At 35.9% G+C, this 21,233-nt stretch carries 19 protein-coding genes and 1 tRNA gene; 6 read left to right on the top strand and 14 right to left on the bottom strand.

Annotated elements, in window-relative coordinates; genetic code table 11:
- Positions 1-42 precede the first annotated feature (42 nt).
- A complete protein-coding gene (locus tag ACK4HO_RS00845) occupies positions 43-1,230 on the bottom strand; it encodes a phosphoglycerate kinase (RefSeq protein ID WP_409661206.1) in 1,188 nt (395 codons plus the stop codon).
- Positions 1,231-1,463: 233 nt separating this feature from the next.
- Here ACK4HO_RS00845 and ACK4HO_RS00840 point away from each other — a divergent pair, with 233 nt between their 5' ends.
- Both ACK4HO_RS00840 and ACK4HO_RS00835 read left to right on the top strand, forming a co-directional pair.
- Positions 1,464-2,612, top strand: coding sequence for an ATP-binding protein (locus tag ACK4HO_RS00840; RefSeq protein WP_409661203.1), 1,149 nt, complete (start codon positions 1,464-1,466; stop codon positions 2,610-2,612).
- Between the two features lie 4 nt (positions 2,613-2,616).
- On the top strand, positions 2,617-3,000 hold the full coding sequence (locus ACK4HO_RS00835) for a DoxX family protein (protein WP_409661201.1): 384 nt from the start codon (positions 2,617-2,619) through the stop codon (positions 2,998-3,000).
- On the opposite strand, the gene ACK4HO_RS00830 is transcribed toward ACK4HO_RS00835, so the two are convergent.
- From ACK4HO_RS00830 to ACK4HO_RS00805, 6 genes are all read right to left on the bottom strand, one after another.
- Positions 2,992-5,265 (bottom strand): helix-turn-helix domain-containing protein, encoded by a 2,274-nt coding sequence (locus ACK4HO_RS00830; RefSeq protein ID WP_409661199.1) that lies wholly within the window; start codon positions 5,263-5,265, stop codon positions 2,992-2,994. The two genes, ACK4HO_RS00835 and ACK4HO_RS00830, sit on opposite strands and share 9 nt — an antisense overlap.
- Before the next feature lie 107 nt (positions 5,266-5,372).
- A complete protein-coding gene (locus ACK4HO_RS00825; RefSeq protein WP_409661196.1) occupies positions 5,373-5,948 on the bottom strand; it encodes an OmpH family outer membrane protein in 576 nt (191 codons plus the stop codon).
- Positions 5,949-6,201: 253 nt separating this feature from the next.
- A complete protein-coding gene (locus ACK4HO_RS00820; protein ID WP_409661193.1) occupies positions 6,202-7,047 on the bottom strand; it encodes a class I SAM-dependent methyltransferase in 846 nt (281 codons plus the stop codon).
- A 101-nt stretch (positions 7,048-7,148) separates the two neighbouring features.
- On the bottom strand, positions 7,149-9,020 hold the full coding sequence (gene mnmG, locus ACK4HO_RS00815) for a tRNA uridine-5-carboxymethylaminomethyl(34) synthesis enzyme MnmG (protein ID WP_409661191.1): 1,872 nt from the start codon (positions 9,018-9,020) through the stop codon (positions 7,149-7,151).
- A gap of 1 nt (position 9,021) precedes the next feature.
- Positions 9,022-9,444 (bottom strand): rRNA maturation RNase YbeY, encoded by a 423-nt coding sequence (gene ybeY / locus ACK4HO_RS00810; RefSeq protein WP_409661188.1) that lies wholly within the window; start codon positions 9,442-9,444, stop codon positions 9,022-9,024.
- Positions 9,437-12,811, bottom strand: coding sequence for a DUF4175 family protein (locus ACK4HO_RS00805; protein WP_409661185.1), 3,375 nt, complete (start codon positions 12,809-12,811; stop codon positions 9,437-9,439). Before ACK4HO_RS00805 ends, ybeY begins: the two co-directional genes overlap by 8 nt.
- A 131-nt stretch (positions 12,812-12,942) precedes the next feature.
- On the opposite strand from ACK4HO_RS00805, the gene gltX reads away from it, so the two are divergent.
- Positions 12,943-14,448, top strand: a complete 1,506-nt coding sequence (gene gltX, locus ACK4HO_RS00800) for a glutamate--tRNA ligase (protein ID WP_409661182.1) — start codon at positions 12,943-12,945, stop codon at positions 14,446-14,448.
- Between the two features lie 35 nt (positions 14,449-14,483).
- Here gltX and ACK4HO_RS00795 read toward each other — a convergent pair whose 3' ends face one another.
- A complete protein-coding gene (locus ACK4HO_RS00795) occupies positions 14,484-15,110 on the bottom strand; it encodes a PorT family protein (RefSeq protein WP_409661179.1) in 627 nt (208 codons plus the stop codon).
- Positions 15,111-15,188: 78 nt separating this feature from the next.
- Between ACK4HO_RS00795 and ACK4HO_RS00790 the strand changes: the two genes are divergently transcribed.
- Positions 15,189-16,175, top strand: a complete 987-nt coding sequence (locus tag ACK4HO_RS00790; protein WP_409661175.1) for an SPFH domain-containing protein — start codon at positions 15,189-15,191, stop codon at positions 16,173-16,175.
- Between the two features lie 31 nt (positions 16,176-16,206).
- Here ACK4HO_RS00790 and ACK4HO_RS00785 read toward each other — a convergent pair whose 3' ends face one another.
- From ACK4HO_RS00785 to ACK4HO_RS00770, 4 genes are all read right to left on the bottom strand, one after another.
- Positions 16,207-16,461 (bottom strand): DUF6327 family protein, encoded by a 255-nt coding sequence (locus tag ACK4HO_RS00785; RefSeq protein ID WP_409661172.1) that lies wholly within the window; start codon positions 16,459-16,461, stop codon positions 16,207-16,209.
- A gap of 3 nt (positions 16,462-16,464) precedes the next feature.
- Complete coding sequence (locus ACK4HO_RS00780; protein WP_409661169.1) at positions 16,465-16,815, bottom strand: competence protein; 351 nt, start codon at positions 16,813-16,815, stop codon at positions 16,465-16,467.
- Positions 16,815-17,144, bottom strand: a complete 330-nt coding sequence (locus ACK4HO_RS00775; protein ID WP_409661166.1) for a YtxH domain-containing protein — start codon at positions 17,142-17,144, stop codon at positions 16,815-16,817. The genes ACK4HO_RS00780 and ACK4HO_RS00775 overlap by 1 nt, the downstream gene beginning before the upstream one ends.
- 280 nt (positions 17,145-17,424) lie before the next feature.
- Positions 17,425-19,110: a glutamine--tRNA ligase/YqeY domain fusion protein gene (locus ACK4HO_RS00770; protein ID WP_409661163.1), complete on the bottom strand. Its 1,686-nt coding sequence runs from the start codon at positions 19,108-19,110 to the stop codon at positions 17,425-17,427.
- Positions 19,111-19,236: 126 nt separating this feature from the next.
- Here ACK4HO_RS00770 and folB point away from each other — a divergent pair, with 126 nt between their 5' ends.
- Both folB and ACK4HO_RS00760 read left to right on the top strand, forming a co-directional pair.
- Positions 19,237-19,596: a dihydroneopterin aldolase gene (gene folB, locus ACK4HO_RS00765; protein ID WP_409661159.1), complete on the top strand. Its 360-nt coding sequence runs from the start codon at positions 19,237-19,239 to the stop codon at positions 19,594-19,596.
- A gap of 98 nt (positions 19,597-19,694) precedes the next feature.
- Positions 19,695-19,765: transfer RNA gene (locus ACK4HO_RS00760), tRNA-Cys, on the top strand.
- A gap of 52 nt (positions 19,766-19,817) precedes the next feature.
- Here the strand turns inward: ACK4HO_RS00760 and ACK4HO_RS00755 are convergent.
- Entirely contained in the window at positions 19,818-20,510 is a 693-nt protein-coding gene (locus tag ACK4HO_RS00755; protein ID WP_409661155.1) for a LysE family translocator, read from the bottom strand.
- Between the two features lie 50 nt (positions 20,511-20,560).
- Entirely contained in the window at positions 20,561-21,232 is a 672-nt protein-coding gene (locus ACK4HO_RS00750; RefSeq protein WP_409661152.1) for a head GIN domain-containing protein, read from the bottom strand.
- Position 21,233: the final 1 nt, after the last annotated feature.

Here is a 21,233-nt window from a genome sequence, read left to right as displayed (position 1 = left end):
ATTAACAACGTAATTTATTGTCTTTTATTGTGTTACCTAATGTTAATTTAAAATCGCCGCAATTCCCGGCAAATCTCTTCCTTCTAACATTTCTAACATCGCGCCGCCGCCGGTAGAAACATAACTCATTTTATCTTCCAAGCCGAATTGTTTTACGGCCGCTACCGAATCTCCACCACCAACGAGCGAAAATGCACCGTTAGCTGTTGACTCTGCAATATAATTGCCTAACGTAATCGTTCCTTTGGCAAAATTTTCCATTTCAAAAACGCCCAATGGTCCGTTCCAAAGAATGGTTTTAGACTCCATGATGACTTGTTTGAAATTCTCTAATGATTTTGGTCCGGAATCTAAACCTTGCCATCCATCAGGAATTTCACGAACGTCAACTACTTTGGTGTTGGCATCGTTTGAAAAAGCATCGGCTGCAATTACATCAACAGGAATATGGATCTGAACGTTTTTTTCTTTGGCCAAACGCAAAATTTCCAAAGCCAATTCTTGTTTGTCATCTTCACAAATCGAATCTCCGATTTTTCCGCCCAAGGCTTTTACGAAAGTAAACGTCATTCCGCCACCGATAATCATATGGTCTACTTTGTCTAAAATATTTTCAATCACCGTAATTTTGGAAGAAACTTTTGATCCTCCAAGTACTGCGGTTACGGGTTTTACTGAATTGTTCAATACACGATTCAAACTCTCAATCTCTTTGGCCAAAAGCATGCCGAAACATTTGCTTGTTGGGAAAAACTGTGCAATAATTGTAGTTGAAGCGTGTGCTCTGTGTGCTGTTCCGAAAGCGTCATTCACATAAATATCACCTAATGAAGCTAATTCTTTGGCAAAATTTTCATCTCCTGCTTCTTCTTCAGCATAAAAACGAAGGTTTTCCAAAAGTAAAACTTCGCCCGGTTTTAAATTTTTTGCAGCATTTTGGGCAATTTCACCTCTACAATCTTCCGCAAAAAGAACATTAACTCCTAAAACTTCTGATGTTTTTGCTACAATATGTCTTAACGAATATTGGTCTTGTTTTCCTTTAGGTCTTCCTAAATGTGACATCAAAATTACACTTCCTCCATCGGCTAAAATCTTATCTATAGTTGGCTTTGCGGCTTCAATTCGGTTAGCATCAGTAACTTTAAAATTCTCGTCTAACGGCACATTAAAATCAACTCGGATAATCGCTTTTTTGGCATTGAAATTAAAATCTTGGAGTGTTTTCATCTAAAATTTAAGTGGTTATGATTAAATGCAAATATAATAAAATTTAATTTCATCGGTGAATTTTGTGCGTTTGTCGATGATTTTTAAGAAAAAATTAAGGTGTAAGCTATTTATTTTCAATTGAATAGTGAGTCATTCTCTTTAACCCTACAAGATTAATAGTAGTGTAAAATTTGAATTAGTTCCTTGTCGATTGCTTTTCTTTTAGCCAAAAATTTGCTCTATATTTGCTCATGCAGTTTTCAGAAATACTCGGTCAAGACTACTTAAAAAAACATCTTGTCACCAGCGCTTTGTCGGGAAGGATTCCGCATGCACAGTTGTTTGTTGGTCCGGAAGGCAGCGGCACTTTGGCTATGGCGATTGCTTATGCCCAATTTGTTTTGTGCAATAATATTGGCTCAGAAAACAGTGGCGGAAATGAAAGTTGCAATTTGAAATTCCAAACCCTTTCCCATCCCGATTTGCATTTTGTTTACCCGAATGTGGCAAATGAGGAAGTAAAGTCAAAACCGAAAAGTGCCGATTTTATTACCGATTGGCGAGAATTTGTCTTAAAAAACCCTTATGGCAGTTTGTTTGATTGGTACAAACATTTAGGTGTTGAAAAAAAGCAAGGAATGATTCGCGTAGAAGATGCTCAAGACATTCTGAAATCACTGGCTTTAAAATCCTATGAAGGCGGTTATAAAATTATGATTGTTTGGATGGTAGAAAAGATGAATCTTGAAGCCTCCAATAAGTTGTTGAAACTTTTAGAAGAACCACCGGAGAAAACACTTTTCATCCTGATTTCGGAGAATGAAGAAGACATCATTCAAACAATTCGTTCTCGTTGTCAGGCATTGCATTTTGGCGCTTTATCTGAAGCTTCAATAGTCAAGGCTATGAGAGAACGGTATTTTTTAGATGAATCTTCTGCCCTAAAGGTAGCGCATTTGTCTCAAGGAAATTACAACAAAGCCCTCCATATTTTGAACAATGACAACAAGGATTTTCCTTTTGAAGAATGGTTTGTAAATTGGGTAAGAGCAGCCTTTAGAGCTAAGGGAAATGCTTCAGCCATACACGATTTAATTTCCTGGAGTGAAGAATTGTCGAGCATTGGTAGAGAAGGTCAAAAACAGTTTTTGTCTTACTGTATTGATATGTTCCGTCAGGCACTGTTGTTAAACTATCAGACCGAAAAACTGGTGTATTTAGAGCCAGAGGTTGAGGGTTTCAAATTAGAAAAATTTGCTCCTTTTGTGACCGGAAATAACATTAACGAAATTTTCAAGGAACTCTCGGATGCTTCTTATCACATTGAACGAAATGGCAATGCCAAAATTATATTAACCGATTTATCTATAAAATTAACGCGATTAATCCATAATAAATAAACCTATGAACAATACAGCTTCTATTTTAGTTTTGCTTTTTTTAGCGGTTACTTTTGTACAATCTGCTTATGATAAAGTCTTTGAATGGAAAGGCAATGTCGAATGGCTTAAAGGTCATTTTGCCAAAACTATTCTAAAAAATAATGTACCGCTTGCCTTGTTTACGATTTTAGTTTTAGAATTAATTACCGGAATATTTACGCTGGTTGGTTGTGTTGAATTAATGGTTAATGGCGGAAAAACATTTGGCTTTTACGGTGGCGTTTTTTCTTCTATAACCTTGATTTTATTATTATTAGGACAACGATTAGCCAAAGACTATGACGGCGCGAGAACGATTGCTATTTATTTTGTGCCTTCAGTTTTAGCGGTTTGGTGGTTAAGTTAAACCACTTCTTTTGGCGGCTTGGAACATTTTTAGTTCATCCCAAGTAAATTGATCGCCATATTGTTCTTTCAAACTATTTAAAGATTCTTCTTTATAGCCTTTGAAAGCTTTCGCTAATTCTTGTATTTTATCTTCGGGTAAAACCGCTGAAATAGAGATGGTTTGTGTTTCGATTAATTTAGCCAAATGACCGCCAATGGTTTGAGGTGTTAACTTTCTGATGGCAGCGATTTCTTTAATGGAATTCTTTTGCAGCCACAATTCATAAGTTTCTTGAACGGTTGATTTCTTTGGTTCTTTCGCTGTTTTCTTTTTAGTATATCTTTCAATATCATCTTCATCTTCTACAAGTGTGACATTGACATTCTTGAACTCTTGTTTGATGGTTTCCAACTTATTGACTCTGTAATTCCGAATTTCTTCTGAAGACAGTTTTTCCTTTGAAATGGTTTCGCCTTTTACTACCGTTTCGATCAATAATTTAGCTTTCATCAAACGCAAAACAGCTTTTATTTGGAGTTCTTCCAAAACCAATAATTCTTCATAGTAAGCTTTTGCTTTTTTAACCCGTTGGATTTCTTCTAATTTCCAAAGAATTTCATAAACCAAGTTATCCATTGGTAACAAAAAATAGCTGAAAGCTGCTTGAATTCTTTCGTTTATAAATTGGAAATCAAGGTCTTCCGAAAATAATTTATTCAATTGTGAAATAAATTTTCTGGACGGATCAATTAGTTTTTCTATTTCTTCTGTTTGTTTTTTGGCCCAAATTGCGTATTTAGATTTTGCCGAAACAGTTGAGGCTTCATTATAACTGAATTGGTGATTGCGCCATTCCTGAGCCAAGTCGTTCCAATCAAAACTGTTACTCAAATACTGGTGAATAAAAGCTTTGGTATCTTTTTGTAAAGCACTTTGGAGAATTTCCTCGGTGGCTTTGTTTAACGAATAATCCATGACGTCTTGGTCATTTGAAATGCCATTCATTTGCAACGGAGAAAGCAAAATTAAACCGTTTAACGAGCGCAAACGCGAAAGTGCCACATAGGCTTGTCCGGGAAGAAAAACCTGCGAGACATCGAGTGCTGCTTTGTCAAAAGTTAAGCCTTGACTCTTATGAATTGTGATTGCCCAAGCCAATTTGATCGGATAATGTACAAACGTTCCCAAAACCTCTTCGTCTATTTCTTTGGTGTTCTCGTTTACGGTGTATCTTATATTTTGCCATTCATATTTCTCAATTTCAATGGTTTTATTTTCCTCGGGGAAATGCACAAGAATTTCTCTTTCGGAAAGTGATTTGATGATACCCATTTTTCCGTTAAAGAATTTTTTCTCGAAGGATAAATCGTTCTTGATGAACATAATTTGGGCACCTATTTTCAGTTCCAATTCTTGTTCCAATGGATAAATTTTATCCGGAAAATCTCCTATGATTTCTGCACTGTAATTTCTGGTATTTCCTTCCAAATCGATAAGCGATTGAGAATTGATGTTATCGGCTTTGGCATTGTGCGTGGTTAAAATGATGTACCCTTTGTTGGCTTTCAAATCAAAATCCGGCTTTACAAACCTATTCAGAATTTGAATATCATCCTTAGTAATTTTGTTGTTTCGAAGATTGTTTAAAACCGAAATAAAAGTATCATCGGTTTGCCGGAAAATGGTAGACAATTCAATGTATAACGGTGGATTTTTTTCGATTACATGCGCATGAAAAAAGAATTTTCCTTTGTAATAATTCCGAAGTGTTCGCCATTCATCATCCCTAATTACCGGAGGAAGTTGAAGCAAATCGCCAATAAATAAAACTTGAATTCCTCCAAAAGGGCTATTGTTTTTACGAACGGATTGCATCATAAAATCCATCGCGTCCAATAAATCGGCGCGCAACATGCTGACTTCATCAATGATAAGCAGTTCCATATTTCTAATAACTGCTTTCTTTAAACCGCTCATTTTAAAATGTCTTCTCAAAGTGGAGCGGCTTTCAAACTTAGAATTCTCGGTAAATTGTGGTGCTGAATTATCGGGTAGAAATCCACCAAAAGGCAGTTGAAACATGGAATGAATAGTAACGCCACCGGCATTCAAAGCGGCAATTCCTGTTGGCGCCACAACCACAGTGTTCTTATGAGTCGTTTGAATTATCTCTTTGAGCAATGTGGTCTTGCCCGTTCCTGCTTTTCCGGTTAAAAAAACAGATCGGTTAGTTTGGTTAATGAATTGCAGAACATAGTTCGCTTCGGCTGTTACTGATTTCATGGCTTGTAAGTTTTATAAGACACAAAGTTAAAGTATTGTATTTCAATATACAAAAAAAAACGCCTCTATTTTGAGGCGTTTTGTAGTCTATTAGATTGAAAATGAGATTATTTCTTTTCTTCTTTTTTGGTTTCCGGTTTTACTTCCTTCTTGTCAGAAGATTTGTATTTGTCGTTAACCAATTTGATGATTTCTTTGGTAATATCATAGCTGTCTTTAGCATATAAAACTGAGGCTACATCACCTGTTCCATAGATATAATCATATCCTTTTTCTTTACCGAAATCTTTGATTGCTTTTCTGTAATTGCTAACTAAAGAATCCATTTCAACACCACTTTCCTCTTGCAATTGTCTTAACATGGCTTGTTGAGCATAACTCAATTCTTGCTCTCTTTGTTGCAGTTCAGCCCCTTTTTGTTGTGCCCAAGCTTGACCGTTTGCCATAGCATTCTGCTTGAAATTGGCTGCTTCAGATTTGAAACGGTTGACTTCAACTTCTAGTTGGCTTCCCATTACTTTGGATTTGTCTTTGTATTTCGATTCGATATCTTTTGCCTCTGTTGATTCTTCCATTAATTTAGAAGTGTCAATATACGCCGTTTTGAATTCTTTTGTTTCGGTAGTTTTGTTGCAGGAAATTATTGAAATAGCCAATGCAAAAAGGAGAACTGTTTTCTTCATTATGAATTATGATTTGATAAATTATTTTTCGATTTCAAAAGTATAAAAATAAACTTCAACTATCTAACGTTAGAAAACGCTGTTTTTATAACAATTTCAGTATATAAGATTTAGTTATTATTTAAATGAAAGTGATAATCAAGCGCTATTGTTTTTGGTTTTAAATAAAGCGTTTTAAGCGCGTTTTGGTTTTTCGCCGGCCTATTCCGGGTTTCGGTTGTTTTTAGTTAAATAGCGTCCGTTTATTTAGTTTTTATTGGTTTTTTATGATGTAAATGTGCGATGAAAACTCTTTGGTCTTCTTTCCGCTGAGATTTGACTTCCATCCGACAAAAAAGGCTCTAACAAAATTCATTTTCCCTGATTTGTATTTTTCGGAAAGTAAGCTCACATAAAAGCTGTCAAATTTCATTGGCAACACTTCTACCAATTTTAGCTCTTTTTCTGCAAATAATTTTTCAATAGCTGTTTTTGAAAAATGCCAGATGTGTCTTGGTACATCAAAAGCGGCCCAATGTCTTCCATAGAAATTAGCATCAAAGGATTTAAAATTTGGAACAGCAATAATTATTGTTCCTGATGGTTTTATTAATCTTTTCAATTCTACAATGTATTCATCAAGATTTGGAACATGTTCTAAAACGTGCCACATGGTTATTACATCAAATGAATTGCTTTCTAAAGCGGCTAAACTTTCAGCAAAAGTCACTCCTTTGTTGATAGCAATTCCTTTGGCTTTTGCGCTTGGTTCGATTCCGGTTGTTTGCCAACCATCATTTTTGGCTACGACTAAAAAATCTCCAGTTCCGGCACCAATGTCTAAAAGTTTTCCTTTTGGAGATTGTGCGTTAATTAATTTTAATTTGTTTTTAAGGGCAATTCCTTTAATAAAATGATACGCTTTTTCAAACAAAGATCGCTTTCCGTCGGTGTGTGAAATGTAGTCGTCACTTTCGTAATAACTTGGTAGTTTTTCTAAACTTGGTTTTGGAAACGTAATTAAAATGTCATATTCGGGATTGTGATGCAATTCGAAAATTTCTTTAGAAACCGAATAATCTTTGACTTTTTGGAAAAAAATATTATTTTGAAAACTCATATAAACGCTTTATTGATAGGACTTGGCAAAGTTAGTTTCACGTGGAACGTTATTAATATTAGATTTTAAATATTTAATATTAGATATCTAAAATTTAAAATTTATCTACCCATATAAATTAATAAAACCGAAATATCGGCCGGTGAAACACCACTGATTCTGGAAGCTTGTGAAATGGTCACGGGACGAATGTTGCTTAGCTTTTGCTTGGCTTCTGTTGACATCGATTTAATTTTATGATAATCAAAATTCTCCGGAATCTTAATGTCTTCCAGACGAATCAATTTCTCGGCATTGTTTCTCTCTTTATCGATATAACCGGAATACTTGACTTGAATTTCGGCTTGTTCGATTATCTCTTTGTCTAGGTCATTTTCTTGAATGTACTTTTGAACTTTATCAAATTTCAAAATATCTTCCAATTCAATTTGTGGACGAGAAAACACTTTAAACATTTTATCAGATTGCAGCATTGGCGAACTTTCTTTTTCTACTAAAATTGGATTAGCCTCTTCTTGGGTAACACTCGTTTCCTTGAAAAAATTAACCATTTTTTCGCTTTCGTTGAACTTGTGTTCCATTCTTCTCATTCTTTTTTCAGAGGCTAAACCAATTTCAAATGCTTTTGGTGTCAATCTGAAATCGGCATTGTCTTGGCGTAATAGCGTTCGATACTCTGCACGAGAAGTAAACATACGATAAGGTTCTTCAGTTCCTTTTGTGATTAAATCGTCTATTAAAACACCAATATAAGCTTCGTCGCGACGAAGAATCATTGGCTCCATTTCTTTTACTTTTAATGCTGCATTCATTCCTGCCATCATTCCTTGAGATGCTGCTTCTTCATACCCAGTAGTTCCGTTGATTTGTCCTGCAAAATATAAGCCTTCAACTAACTTGGTTTCAAGCGTGTGCTTCAATTGTGTTGGCGGAAAATAATCGTATTCAATGGCGTATCCAGGACGGAAAAACTTAACCTCTTCAAATCCTTCTACGGAACGCAAAGCTTTAAATTGAATGTCTTCCGGCAAAGAAGTGGAAAAGCCATTTACATAAACTTCAACGGTATTCCAGCCTTCCGGTTCTATGAAAAGTTGGTGTCTTTCTTTGTCTGCAAAACGGTTAATTTTATCTTCAATGGACGGACAATATCTAGGTCCGATACTTTTAATTCTTCCGTTGAACATTGGCGAACGATCAAAACCTTCGCGCAAAATATTATGTACTTCATTTGAAGTATAAGTCATGTGACACAATTTTTGATGTGTCAAAGGTTTTGTTTCGTCAGAATAAGAAAATTTATCCGGAATCAAATCTCCTGGTTCTTCACGCATTTTAGAATAATCTAAAGAACGCCCATCTACACGAGGCGGGGTTCCGGTTTTCATTCTACCGGATTGAAAGCCTGCATTGATTAAGTCTTCAGTAATTCCGTAAGCGGCACTTTCGCCGGCTCTTCCTCCTCCAAATTGTTTGTCTCCAATATGAATCAATCCGTTTAGAAAAGTTCCATTGGTTAACACAACTGATTTGGCTTTGATTTCGATGCCAAGCGAAGTAACTATCCCTTCTATTTTATTATTCTTAATCAAAAGCCCTTTGACCATTTCCTGGTAGAAATCGAGATTCTCTGTTCGTTCCAGCATCAATCGCCACTCTTCCGCGAAACGCATTCTGTCACTTTGGACTCTTGGCGACCACATAGCAGGTCCTTTTGATTTGTTCAACATTTTAAATTGCACCGCCGTTTTATCCGAAACAATTCCGGAATAGCCGCCAAGGGCATCTATCTCACGAACAATTTGTCCCTTAGCAATTCCACCCATCGCAGGATTACATGACATTTGTGCAATGTTTTGCAAACTCATCGTCACCAATAAAGTTTTGCAACCCAAATTGGCTGATGCTGCAGCCGCTTCGCAACCCGCATGTCCTGCTCCTACTACAATGGTATCGTATTTTTCTAAAAACATTTTAATTTTGTTTCACGTGGAACATCTTCATTTTTTCTTCTTCCTTTTCACGCATTAATTTTTCATCTGATTCAGACTTGTCTTTGTATCCGCAATAATGTAAAACTCCGTGAACCATCACTCTTTTCAATTCGTCTTCAAAAGAAACATTAAAATCAGAAGCGTTTTCACGAACTCTTTCAATGGAAATAAAAATATCCCCATGTAGTTCGTTTCCTATAGAATAATCAAAGCTAATGACGTCTGTTAACGTGTCGTGATTGAGGTATTGTTGGTTTATTTCCAACAAGTAATCATCGTCGCAGAAGATGTAATTGATTTCCCCTTCGTTCTTTATTTCGGAGCTAATGACTTTGGAAAGCCAATCAGCATAAACCGTTTCGTTGTCTAAATTGAAATCTGACTCGTAATTAAAACTAATCATTCTTTATAAAATATTCTTGAACCTTTTGGTTAAAATTGGAGCGCAAAGGTAAGCTTTGTCTATTTAAAATTTCAATACTATTTAAATATTCTTGAAGCTTGCTCGGAAGCGCATTAGCTTGATTGCTAAATTCTTTCTTATTGGTTTCCGATTGTCGCTTTTTGTCTTCACCTTGTTGCTGTAATGCTTTTTCCAATTTTAACAATTCATACTTTACATTTAAAATCTTTTGAAGGGTTTCGTTATTAAAGCCTTTATTTAGCAATTGCTTCTCAATTTGTTTCATTTGGTTTAAGGTATTTTGACCATTTCCACCAAGACCTTGCTTCTTTAATTCCTTTTCTAAAGCTTCGCGCAATTGTTGTTGCGCTTTGTAAATTTCCATTATGGCTTTGGCATCACCTTCTCCGTCTTGACCTTCTTCGCCACCTTTTTCATTCCCTTGTCCTTGTCCGGATTTACCATCTTGTTGACCTTTGCCTCCTTTACTTCCTTGTTGGCCTTGTCCTGGTTTTTCGCCTTCTTTTCCCTCTTGTCCTTCACCTGGTTTTTCTCCTTTCTTCATGCCTTTTTTCATCTTTTCACCAAGTCCGTCTTGCTTTTTAATAATATCCGGCAATTGCATCCCGGCACCTTGTCCTTTCCCGGGTTTTGGTTTACCTTGGCCTTGACCTTCCATTTGCATCTGCATTTGCATGCCGTTTAGAATATCACTTAACATATCGGCTAATTTATTAGCAGAAGAAACAGCGTATTGTTGGTGAGAATTTCCTTTTGGTACATTGGCTTCAGCCAAATTTTCTAATGCTTTATCAACATTGTATTGAACGTTACCGATTTCCTTAGTAACATCTTCTGCGATTTTTGGATTACGCAAGGACATCGCAAACAAACTATCATCCACATGTTTGAATTGTTGCTTCAAATCCTGTTGAATCTTTAAGTTTTTATTAAATGATGGCGCACCGCGTTTCAAGTTTTTAAACTGTTTCATCACATCTTCCTGAGAGAAAGAGTAAGCTAAAAGATTGTCCAAAATCTGACGCAACATCGCCACATCTTCTTCCATCTGTTCCATGTCGCCCGATTGCATTTGTTCCGCCATTTTCTGGCTCATTTGCTTCATTTTTTTTGAAGCGCTTTTTTGTTTTGGCTTTGCTTTGTCTTTTTGTTGCTTTTGCAATTGGTCTTTGGCATTCTTTAAATCTTCATCGATACTCTTCTCCTGTTCCTCAGTTTTTGGCAAATCCATAGGAGATTTCAATTCTTTGTTGTCTTTGTCTAATTCGTTGAGTTCTTCCTGAAGTTTGTCAAATTCCTTATTGATGTCTTCTTGCTTTTCAGCATTATTCTCATCCGTTTTGTCTGCCAATTTATCTTGCTTTTCGGCAAGCTTGTCTAGTTTGTCCGCAATTTGTTCTGCTTTTTTTTCTACGTAATAACGCTTGGTTAGTTCTACCAATTGTTCCAAACTTTTGGTTTGATTCTTACTCGCTTGTTGGAATTTCTCCATCTTTTCAAACAATTCTTCTTTGCTGATTTTGTCGTTCAGTTTTTGAAGTTCGTCTAAAAGCTTTTGGTTTTTCTCTAATTCTTCTTTGGTTTTCTCCAAACGTTCTTGCAACAATTCTTTCTTCTCGTCCTTTTTCTCGGTTTTGAATTGCTCCAAATTGTCTTTCATCTTCTCCGAAAACTCTTTCATCAATTCGTCTTGTTGCTTCTGACGTTGGATAAAATCGTTGACTTTTTGCTGTTCTTTATAATCGAGATTGTCTTTCTCTTTGCCCATTTTTTGCAACTTCTCCATTTCGGATAATTGCTTGTCTTGCGCTTTTAAAGATTTAGCCAGAGAATTAATATTGTCATTTTGCTGTTGGAGCATTTCATCTTGCTTCTCAGTTTCAGTGGCAATTCGATTACTAAATACAGAGGACTTTGTGCTTTTGAAATTGTGAATCGCATCGTTGTCAAAAATTTCAAAATAATATTCATACGAAACGCCTTCTTCTACCGGAAGATTACTCGGGAATGAAAACACAAACTGGTCGTAAACATCTTTCTTAACGTTTATCAAAGCCTTTTTAGCGTTGTTCGGCGTGTCTTTAGGATAATAGACAATTTGTAGTTTTGATAGCCCGTAATCGTCGGAAACTTGTCCTAGTACGTAATTCTTATTGACTTTCAAACTATCCGGTGCATTGTTAACTGTTATCGTTGGGAATTGATCTTTGATAACCGAAATTTGATAGTTCAATTTCTCATAATTCTGAACTTTCTCATTGGAGGTCAAAATTTGATAATCGGTGTTTTGAAGAATACTTTTCGATAATGAAAACTGATTGTCTTGTTTGGCAAAAGCAAAACGATTGTTGGCATTCACCCAATCCACTTTTTGCGTAGCCAAAGTGTTCATTCTCCATGTAACTCGTGTTCCTTCAGGAATAATAGCGTTTCCGGTTCCTTTAATGACTTCTGATTTTTTATTCAAATAACCCGGAAAATTCAAGACCATTTCAAAGTTGGCAATCGATGGAACCGTTACAACTTTCAACTCATAATCACGAGAAGAAACGTCATTGGCTTCGATGTGAAATTCTAAATCTTCTGAAGGTTTCGGAATCACAAACTGGAATTCACCGGCTTTACTACTTTCCATAAAATAGCTTTCCTCACCTATGAAAATCATCGCATTCTCCGGAAAAACTTTACCGACGGTTTTCACTTTTAGTAAAAAGTCTTTGTTTTGTTCGGTTTGTAAATTATCATTTACGACAACAAATTCGAATGGTGCCGGTGGTAAAAACTGTTGTTTAAAATTGACAACGCGATTCAAACTTTGGGACAAAATATCACCTTTCCCCGAAATCAGGAAAAACAAAAAGAACAAAATCGGAATAACAGCCAATGGCAAATATTTCTTATTCTTACCTAAATTAATCGCGTTGCCGAAAGGAATCGGCTGTAAAGTATTGGCTTTTTGGTCAATAGACGCTAATAGTAATTCGGACTTATTTTGGTCTTGGGATAATTGTAAAAAGTTGGTCAGCTTGTCGCCTACTTCACTAAAATGGTTTCCGATAATATTTGACGCTTGGTTATAATCAATTCCTTTTTGGAGTTTGAAAAGTTTGAAAAGCGGAAATAAAATAAATCGCAAAAGGAGAAATAATTCAACTACAACGAATAAGGCAAACAAAATAGTTCTCGCCGTTGGTTTCAACCAAAGAAAATATTCCACAAAAAGCGTGAAGATAAAATACAACAAACCTAACCCGACGAAAAATATTGTTCCGCGTAGCAATTCATTGGTGTAAAACTTCCGAATAAAGTCTTCTAACTTTTGATAAATAAGGGTTGATTTTTCCACTTTTTAGCCAATCTTTTTTATAACCGATAAATGTACAATTTTTGGCGAATAACCAACGTTAAAAATTTGCCAATGAAAATTCGACACAAACTGCCTAATTAAATTTTATCTTTGCACCAAAATTTAGAAACATGTCAAGACCTGTTAGAGTTCGTTTTGCCCCAAGTCCGACCGGACCATTGCACATTGGTGGTGTGAGAACAGCCTTATTCAATTATTTATTTGCCAAAAAACATAACGGTGTTTTCTATTTGAGAATTGAAGATACCGACCAAAATCGTTTCGTTCCCGGAGCTGAACAATACATCTTTGAAGCTTTGGAATGGCTGGGCATTGCGCCAAGTGAAACCGTTGGTAAGAATGAAAAATTCGGTCCTTACCGTCAAAGCGAAAGAAAACCGTTGTACAAACAATACGCTGATCAGTTAGTGAATTCGGGTTGGGCTTACTATGCTTTTGACACGGCTGAAGCTTTGGATGCGCATAGAAAACAACACGAAGCCGAAGGTAAAACCTTTATTTACAATTGGCATAATCGTGAAAAATTGGATACTTCTTTAGTAATTTCAAATGAAGAAACCGAGAAAAGAATTGCCAACGGCGAAGCTTATGTGATTCGTTTTAAAACTCCTGTGAATGAAACTTTGCATTTACATGACATCATTCGCGGCGATATTAATTTTGAAACTAATTTGTTAGACGACAAAGTTTTATTCAAATCAGACGGCATGCCAACTTATCATTTGGCGAATATTGTAGATGATCATTTAATGGAAACTTCGCATGTGATTCGTGGAGAAGAGTGGTTGCCATCAATGCCTTTGCATTGTTTATTGTACAAAGCCTTTGGTTGGGAAGCACCTGAATTTGCGCATTTACCATTGATTTTAAAACCAATTGGTAACGGAAAATTATCGAAACGCGATGGTGATAAAATGGGCTTTCCTGTATTTCCATTAGAATGGAAAAGCGAAGAAGGCATTTCCTCGGGTTATAGAGAGAAAGGATTTTTTCCGGAAGCTGTGGTTAACTTTTTGGCTTTATTAGGCTGGAATGACGGCACAGAACAAGAATTGTTTTCACTGGAAGAATTGGCTGAAAAGTTCGATTTAAACCGTGTACACAAAGCCGGAGCCAAATTTGACCCGGACAAAAACAAATGGTTCAACCACCAATATTTGCAAAAACAAAGTGATGAAAGTTTGGCGAGAGCCTTTGCTCCTATTTTAGCTGAAAAAGGGATTTCAATAGAAAACGATAAATTAGTTAGAATTGTTTCTTCTATTAAAGAACGTGCGAACTTCGTGGCTGAGTTTTGGGATTTAGCCGATTATTTCTTTATAGCACCGACTGCTTATGATGAAAAAGCCGCTAAGAATTGGAAAGAAGACACACCAAATTTAATGCAACAATTGATTTCTGTTTTAGAAAATGTGGGCGAATTTAGTTCCGAAAACATTGAAACGATTGTCAAAGATTGGATGACTAAAAACGAAATCGGAATGGGGAAAGTGATGCAGCCGTTTCGTTTGAGTTTGGTTGGCGCTTTAAAAGGGCCACATCTTTTTGACATCGTGGAATTGATTGGAAAAGAAGAAACCATCAAGCGATTAGAGAAAGCGATTGCTACTTTATAAAAAAGAAAAGTCCCGATTAACTCGGGACTTTTTTATTAGAAGTAAAAGATAATATTTCCGTTTACCACCGAAGCATTTCCTTTGAAATCACCATCAATCTTTCCGAACATATTATTGATTCCGTATTGATAAGTAACATTCAATCTAACGTTTCTGACGCCTGCGGTTAAACCCACAACAGGATAAATCGTGACATTGCTGATATCGGTCAAATCTTTAGCTAAAACCGTTGGATTTCCTTTTACGATATAGTCTTCTTCTGTTTCATCTATGGCTAATTTGCCATTGACTTGTACCATTGGGCCAAACTCAACGCTCAAATGGTTTTCGATAAACTTATAACTCAACTGAAAAGTAACATTGACACAAGACAATTTGTAATTGGTTTCTCTTTCAATAAAAGCCTGGCTTAAAGTCGCTACTGTGAAATTGTATTCGCTAAACTGTAATCCGTAAATCGCATCCCAATCGTTAAAGGCATTTCCTCTCATGGAAAGTCCAACATTCCAACCATCGCTGGGTTTGGTTTCAAAGTCTGAAGTATTGACATTAAATTGATTTAATCCTAAGGTTATTCCAATCATATTGGAGTCTCTGTAGCCGTATTGTGCTGACCCAATTGTTGTGGCAAACAACAAAAGGATGATAAGATTTTTGTTCATGAAATGATGACAGTTAATTTGTAACAAACATACATATATTTCGTATAAACACTGTATTAACAATTTAAATAATAAGAAATGGACATTTTTTTAATTGCCTTTTTGGTCTTCGGACTTTTTGTATTGCTCTCTTCTTTTTTTACTGTCAAGCAGCAAACCGCTGTAATTGTTGAACGTTTTGGGAAATTTTTGAGTATCCGACAATCCGGACTTCAATTAAAAATTCCGTTGATTGATAGAATTGCCGGTCGTGTGAATTTGAAAATTCAACAATTGGATGTGATTATTGAAACCAAAACTAAGGACAACGTATTCGTAAAACTAAAAGTTTCTGTCCAATTTATGGTCGTAAAAGATACCGTTTATGATGCCTTTTATAAATTAGAATATCCGCATGATCAAATTACTTCTTATGTATTTGACGTGGTTCGTGCCGAAGTGCCGAAATTGATTTTGGATGATGTATTCGAAAGAAAAGACGATATCGCCATCGCGGTAAAAAGAGAATTAAACGAAGCGATGACAACTTACGGTTACACGATTATCAATACTTTGGTTACCGATATTGATCCGGACATTCAAGTAAAAAATGCGATGAACAGAATCAACGCAGCCGATAGAGAAAAAACGGTTGCCGAATTTGAAGCAGAAGCGTCAAGAATCAGAATTGTAGCCAAAGCCAAAGCAGAAGCAGAAAGCAAACGTTTACAAGGACAAGGTATCGCCGACCAAAGAAGAGAAATCGCCAAAGGTTTAGTAGAAAGTGTGGATGTTTTGAACAAAGTGGGCATCAATTCACAAGAAGCTTCAGCTTTGATTGTAGTAACGCAACACTATGATACTCTACAAGCTATTGGTGCTGATACCAATTCGAATTTGATATTGTTGCCTAATTCTCCGCAAGCCGGAAGTGATATGTTGAACAATATGGTCGCCAGTTTTACGGCCAGTAATTTGGTTGGAGAATCTATGAAAACCGGAATGAGAAAAGTAGAACCTAAAAAAGGTAAAAATCTTCCGAGTGCCGGACATTCAGAAGAAGAAACTCCGGAATCAGAATCATAATTTTTGATTTATTATTATAAAAAAAAGAGGCTTAATCGCCTCTTTTTCTATTTATAAACCAACTAATAGCATACGGAATCAACAGCTTTAAAATCATGCCAAAAGTACCTGAAAACACGTTTTTATATATCTTGTATAAACCTTCTAAAGGTTCAGCCGGAAGGATGCTTTCTTTGGTTTTGTCGAAACTCAATTTCATTTTCTGATAATAGATTTCCTTTTCCAATTTCAGGATTTCTAAATCGTGTTCAATTTCGGCGTATGATGAATATTTTTTTGTTCCCATAATTTATTCGTCAAAAAATATTTCTGAGAATTTCTCTAAAATCGGTCCTTCAACAACTTTGTCTTTTACTAAGAATAAAAGCGCCGCTAAAATTGAATAGACTCCGGCCACAGCCAAAAAACCTAATGGATAACTATCGAACATTTTGCCTAAAGCCAAAGCTCCTGCAATTGATACAAAAAGCAAAACAATAGTTAAGCAAAGTGCAATCAACATAAATTTTACCATTAAAGTCGTTGACTTCATGGCGACTTTAAAACCCCAAAGTTTATAGTAAGCAATACTGCTTTCCATATAAGCTTTGGCATTTTCCTGAATATCGCCTAGGTTTTCTTTGATTTCTTCAAAAGCCATTATTTCTGTAATTTGGCATTTTGTTTTTTTAGCTCTGCTAATTTCTCTTCCAAAAAGGAAATCGCTTCTTCGGCTTTATAACTCGATTTTGAAAGTAAATTTTCTACCGTTTCTTTTAGCTCGTCTTTTGACTGCGAAAATTTTTCTTTGGCTTCTTCTTCAAATGAACCAAACTTCGATTTGGCTTGGTCTTTTAAATCATCCAAACTGTCTTTGATTTTTTCTCGCGTTTTCGAACCTTTATCCGGAGCAAATAAAATTCCAATTCCAACTCCAATTGCGGCACCGGCCAAAAGAGCCAAAATGCTATCACCTGTCCTACTAGACATAACTTTGAATTTTTAATTTTATTAAAGTTACGAAAATTTTACTGAAAAGCTGTTAAGATGTCGTTAAACAGCCAATATTCATTTTAAAGCGATATAATCGTAGTTCGTTTACAGTAGCATAAATTGACATTCCGGAGTTTTAAAAATGGAATAAAATGAACTTATGAAGGTCAGTTTTTATTGCTTTAAATTATATGATTTTAAATTGCGATAGCTTTTGGTAATAATAGAAAAAGCCCGCTATTACACGGACTTTTCATTTATAAAATCTATTCTGAAATTATTCTTTGCTTTCCACTTTAGCCCAAGTATCTCTTAAGCCAACCGTTTTGTTAAAAACCAATTTTTCGGCAGAAGAATCTTTGTCGACACAAAAATAGCCCAAGCGTTGGAATTGGAATTGGTCTAAATTTTTAGCCGATAGCAAACTTGGTTCTACATAACCGGTAATTACTTCCAAAGAATTTGGGTTGATGAATTCTTTAAAATCGATTTCCTTATTGCCATCCGGACTTTCATGTGAAAACAAACGGTCGTAAATACGCACTTCGGCAGGAATCGCATGATTAATAGAAACCCAATGAATCGTTCCTTTTACTTTTCTTTGAGAAGCTTCTGTGCCACTTCCGCTGCGGGAATCTGTGTCGTAAGTACAGTGAATTTCTGTAATATTTCCGTCAGCATCTTTAACAACACTTTCACCTTTAATGATATAGGCATTTTTCAAACGCACTTCGGTTCCTAAAGTCAGGCGGAAAAACTTCTTATTCGCTTCTTCCTGGAAATCTTCTCTTTCGATATACAATTCCTTTGAAAACGGGACTTTTCTATAAGTCATCACTGCTTCTTCCGGATTGTTTTCGGCTTCTAACCATTCCTCTTGACCCTCAGGATAATTGGTTATGACCAACTTCACAGGATTTAAAACCGCCATTACACGAGGTGTGGTTTTATTCAATTCTTCGCGAACGCAAAACTCTAAAAGCGACACGTCAATCAAATTGGTACGCTTAGCAATTCCGATAGTTTTGGCAAAATTCCGAATCGCCATCGGCGGATAACCACGACGACGCATTCCGGAAATCGTACTCATTCTTGGATCATCCCAACCAGTAACGTGTTTTTCTTCCACTAATTGCAAAAGTTTTCTTTTAGAAACTACGGTATGAGAAAGGTTTCTACGCGCGAATTCTCTTTGCATTGGTCTTACTTTAGTTTCATCGTAAACTTGATCTAGAAACCAATCGTATAATTCACGGTGAGGCAAGAATTCAAGGGTACAAAACGAATGTGAAATTTGTTCCAAATAATCGCTTTCGCCGTGTGCCCAATCGTACATTGGATAAATACACCAATCATTTCCAGTACGGTGATGATGTGAATGCAGAATGCGATACATGATTGGATCGCGCATCAACATATTGTTGTGTGACATGTCTATTTTGGCACGAAGAATATGAGTTCCATTTGGAAATTCGCCATTTTTCATTCGTTCCAATAAGTCTAAATTCTCTTCAACTGAGCGATTTCTATAGGGAGAATCGGTTCCAACTTGTGTCGGAGTTCCTTTTTGCTTAGCCATTTCTTCCGAAGATTGGCTGTCAACATACGCTTTTCCTTTCTTGATAAATTCAACAGCCCAATCGTATAGTTGTTGGAAATAATCCGAAGCATAACACTCCGTATCCCATTTATAGCCTAACCATTCGATGTCTTTTTTAATCGCGTCAACGTATTCCTGCTCTTCTTTGGCGGGATTGGTATCATCAAAACGCAAATTTACAGGTGCTTGATAATCAATTCCTAAACCAAAATTTAAACAAATAGCACTGGCATGACCAACGTGCAAATAGCCGTTAGGTTCCGGCGGAAAACGAAAACGTAATTTGTTTTTGGACAAACCGTTTTTCAAATCTTCTTCTATAATTTGTTCGAGGAAATTAAGGGACTTCTCTTCTGTTGACATTATTTTTGTAATTTTAGCAAAGATAAAAATTTAGATGATAGATAAGAGATGAATAGATAATAGAACCTATATTATTTATTTGAAGCAAACTGAATACTAATTACTGAACACTGAATACTGCTTAATATGGGAACTATTAAATTACAAAACATAAGAACCTTTTCCTTTCACGGTTGTTTGGAAGAAGAAGGCAGAATTGGTTCAGATTACCGAGTTGACTTGGAAATCAAGACCGATTTGAGAAAATCTTCATTAACGGATGACCTGAAAGATACCGTTGATTATGTGCTTTTGAATAAAATTGTAGAAGAAGAAATGGCCATTCGTTCCAAATTATTAGAACACGTTGCCCATAGAATAATCACCAGAATCTTTGGTGAAATACCATCAGTTTCCCGTATTTTATTAGGCGTTTCCAAACTCAATCCTCCTATTGGCGGTGATGTTGAAGCGGTTACCATAGAAATGGAAGAATACCGTAGCTAAGTACGATTTACGAAGTTGTAAGTACAAAGTGCTAAAACAAAACTTTTTGCCTTTTGCCTTTTGCCTTTTAACTTTTTTAGTATATTTGCCGTCCAACTGGCATCGTGGCCGAGCGGCTAGGCACCGGTCTGCAAAACCGACTACTCCGGTTCGAACCCGGACGATGCCTCAAAAAAACCTCAGAATTAATTCTGAGGTTTTTTAATTTATAAACTTTAAGATTACTTCTCTCCTTCCAACTTCTCAAAAGCGGAATTCACGATTTTTTGTTCTTTGGGAAACCAAGCTTGAGAGAGTAAAACCACACCGCAAATAATCAAAACGATACTGATGAATTTTTTGATTAAAAGGATGTTTTTTGGGTTGAGTTTGTTGCGCAATTGTTTGGCTAATAGTATTTTGAAAATATCTGTGATAAAATAACTGATGATTAGTGTGGAGAAAAAAGTAATCATTCTCGCCGGTTGTAATTCGAGTTGCGGTCCGATAGTAATTAAAATGGCTAACCAAAAACCCAGCACGCCAATATTGATAAAATTGAGAAAGAAACCTTTAACGAATAAAGAAAAATAGTTGGTTTTAGCTAATTCTTTTGGGTCAATTTCATCGATGCTTTTTTTGGATTCTTTTTTGTTTTTGACAAACGAAATGATACCGTAAGTCAACATTACCAATCCACCAAAAATGAATAATGCCGGATCATTTTTGATGCTTTGAATCAAGCGATAACTACTAAAAAAAGCAATCAGGATAAAAATTACATCGGCTAAAACTACGCCCAAATCAAAGACAATGGCAGCTCTGAATCCTTTAACTACACTGGTTTCGAGTAGCACAAAAAAAACAGGTCCAATCATAAAACTCAGAAAGAAACCAAGCGGAATGGCAGATAAAATATCGTTAAGGGTAATCATGGTTTGAATTTTGACAATGCAAGTTAGAATTAAATTTTAACAATTTAAAACTATTTCTCTTTTGCTTCTTCTATGCTTCCGCCGGCAATAACTTTTTGGTTGATTTGTTTAGGTTTACCGTAAATGGTGATGTCGCCACCGGCACGAACTTTGGCTTCAACCAAATTGGTAGCAAAAATATCTGCTTGTCCGCCGGCATTGGCGGTAATGGTTGTTTGTTCAGTCTTTAATTTTTCCGCTTCATAAATTCCACCCGAATTCACTAAAACATCTTGATTTTCAGCCGTTCCCTCTAAAGTAATTTTGGAACCATTGGCTACGCGAACGTTTAATTTTTCGGTTGCTAAAATCAATTTTATTATTGATCCTTCTTTGGCATTAATATCAAAACTAATTGATTCTAATAAGTCACCACAACCAATTCTGGAACCTTCATTGGCTTCAACAGCTGAAATATTTTCGAAATAAACCGTTACCGAAATATGATCGCCACCCAATAATTTATCCAATGGCATTCTGATTTTCAATTCGCCGTTTTTATTCACTAATTCAACTTCATTGCCTTCTTTTCCATCAATAACTACTTTGTTTTCATTGCTTTTTACCAAGAAAACATCAATCTGGTCAAAGGAAGTTACTTTGGTAAAATCACCTACTTTTTTTTCTACTTGTCCGAAGGCTATCGAACTGAATACTAATAAACTGTAAACTAAATTTTTCATT

The sequence above is a fragment of the Flavobacterium sp. genome, from assembly GCF_046296355.1.
Lineage (GTDB): Bacteria > Bacteroidota > Bacteroidia > Flavobacteriales > Flavobacteriaceae > Flavobacterium.
The sequence above is the reverse complement of the archived record's forward strand: the minus strand, read 5'-3'. Positions and strand labels throughout refer to the sequence as shown.

Bases quoted from the DNA above. Each gene is read 5' to 3' on its own strand.
- ACK4HO_RS00845 (WP_409661206.1), bottom strand. From the start codon at position 1,230: ATGAAAACACTCCAAGATTTTAATTTCAATGCCAAAAAAGCGATTATC.
- ACK4HO_RS00840 (WP_409661203.1), top strand. From the start codon at position 1,464: ATGCAGTTTTCAGAAATACTCGGTCAAGACTACTTAAAAAAACATCTT.
- ACK4HO_RS00835 (WP_409661201.1), top strand. From the start codon at position 2,617: ATGAACAATACAGCTTCTATTTTAGTTTTGCTTTTTTTAGCGGTTACT.
- ACK4HO_RS00830 (WP_409661199.1), bottom strand. From the start codon at position 5,265: ATGAAATCAGTAACAGCCGAAGCGAACTATGTTCTGCAATTCATTAAC.
- ACK4HO_RS00825 (WP_409661196.1), bottom strand. From the start codon at position 5,948: ATGAAGAAAACAGTTCTCCTTTTTGCATTGGCTATTTCAATAATTTCC.
- ACK4HO_RS00820 (WP_409661193.1), bottom strand. From the start codon at position 7,047: ATGAGTTTTCAAAATAATATTTTTTTCCAAAAAGTCAAAGATTATTCG.
- mnmG (WP_409661191.1), bottom strand. From the start codon at position 9,020: ATGTTTTTAGAAAAATACGATACCATTGTAGTAGGAGCAGGACATGCG.
- ybeY (WP_409661188.1), bottom strand. From the start codon at position 9,444: ATGATTAGTTTTAATTACGAGTCAGATTTCAATTTAGACAACGAAACG.
- gltX (WP_409661182.1), top strand. From the start codon at position 12,943: ATGTCAAGACCTGTTAGAGTTCGTTTTGCCCCAAGTCCGACCGGACCA.
- ACK4HO_RS00795 (WP_409661179.1), bottom strand. From the start codon at position 15,110: ATGAACAAAAATCTTATCATCCTTTTGTTGTTTGCCACAACAATTGGG.
- ACK4HO_RS00790 (WP_409661175.1), top strand. From the start codon at position 15,189: ATGGACATTTTTTTAATTGCCTTTTTGGTCTTCGGACTTTTTGTATTG.
- ACK4HO_RS00785 (WP_409661172.1), bottom strand. From the start codon at position 16,461: ATGGGAACAAAAAAATATTCATCATACGCCGAAATTGAACACGATTTA.
- ACK4HO_RS00780 (WP_409661169.1), bottom strand. From the start codon at position 16,815: ATGGCTTTTGAAGAAATCAAAGAAAACCTAGGCGATATTCAGGAAAAT.
- ACK4HO_RS00775 (WP_409661166.1), bottom strand. From the start codon at position 17,144: ATGTCTAGTAGGACAGGTGATAGCATTTTGGCTCTTTTGGCCGGTGCC.
- ACK4HO_RS00770 (WP_409661163.1), bottom strand. From the start codon at position 19,110: ATGTCAACAGAAGAGAAGTCCCTTAATTTCCTCGAACAAATTATAGAA.
- folB (WP_409661159.1), top strand. From the start codon at position 19,237: ATGGGAACTATTAAATTACAAAACATAAGAACCTTTTCCTTTCACGGT.
- ACK4HO_RS00755 (WP_409661155.1), bottom strand. From the start codon at position 20,510: ATGATTACCCTTAACGATATTTTATCTGCCATTCCGCTTGGTTTCTTT.
- ACK4HO_RS00750 (WP_409661152.1), bottom strand. From the start codon at position 21,232: ATGAAAAATTTAGTTTACAGTTTATTAGTATTCAGTTCGATAGCCTTC.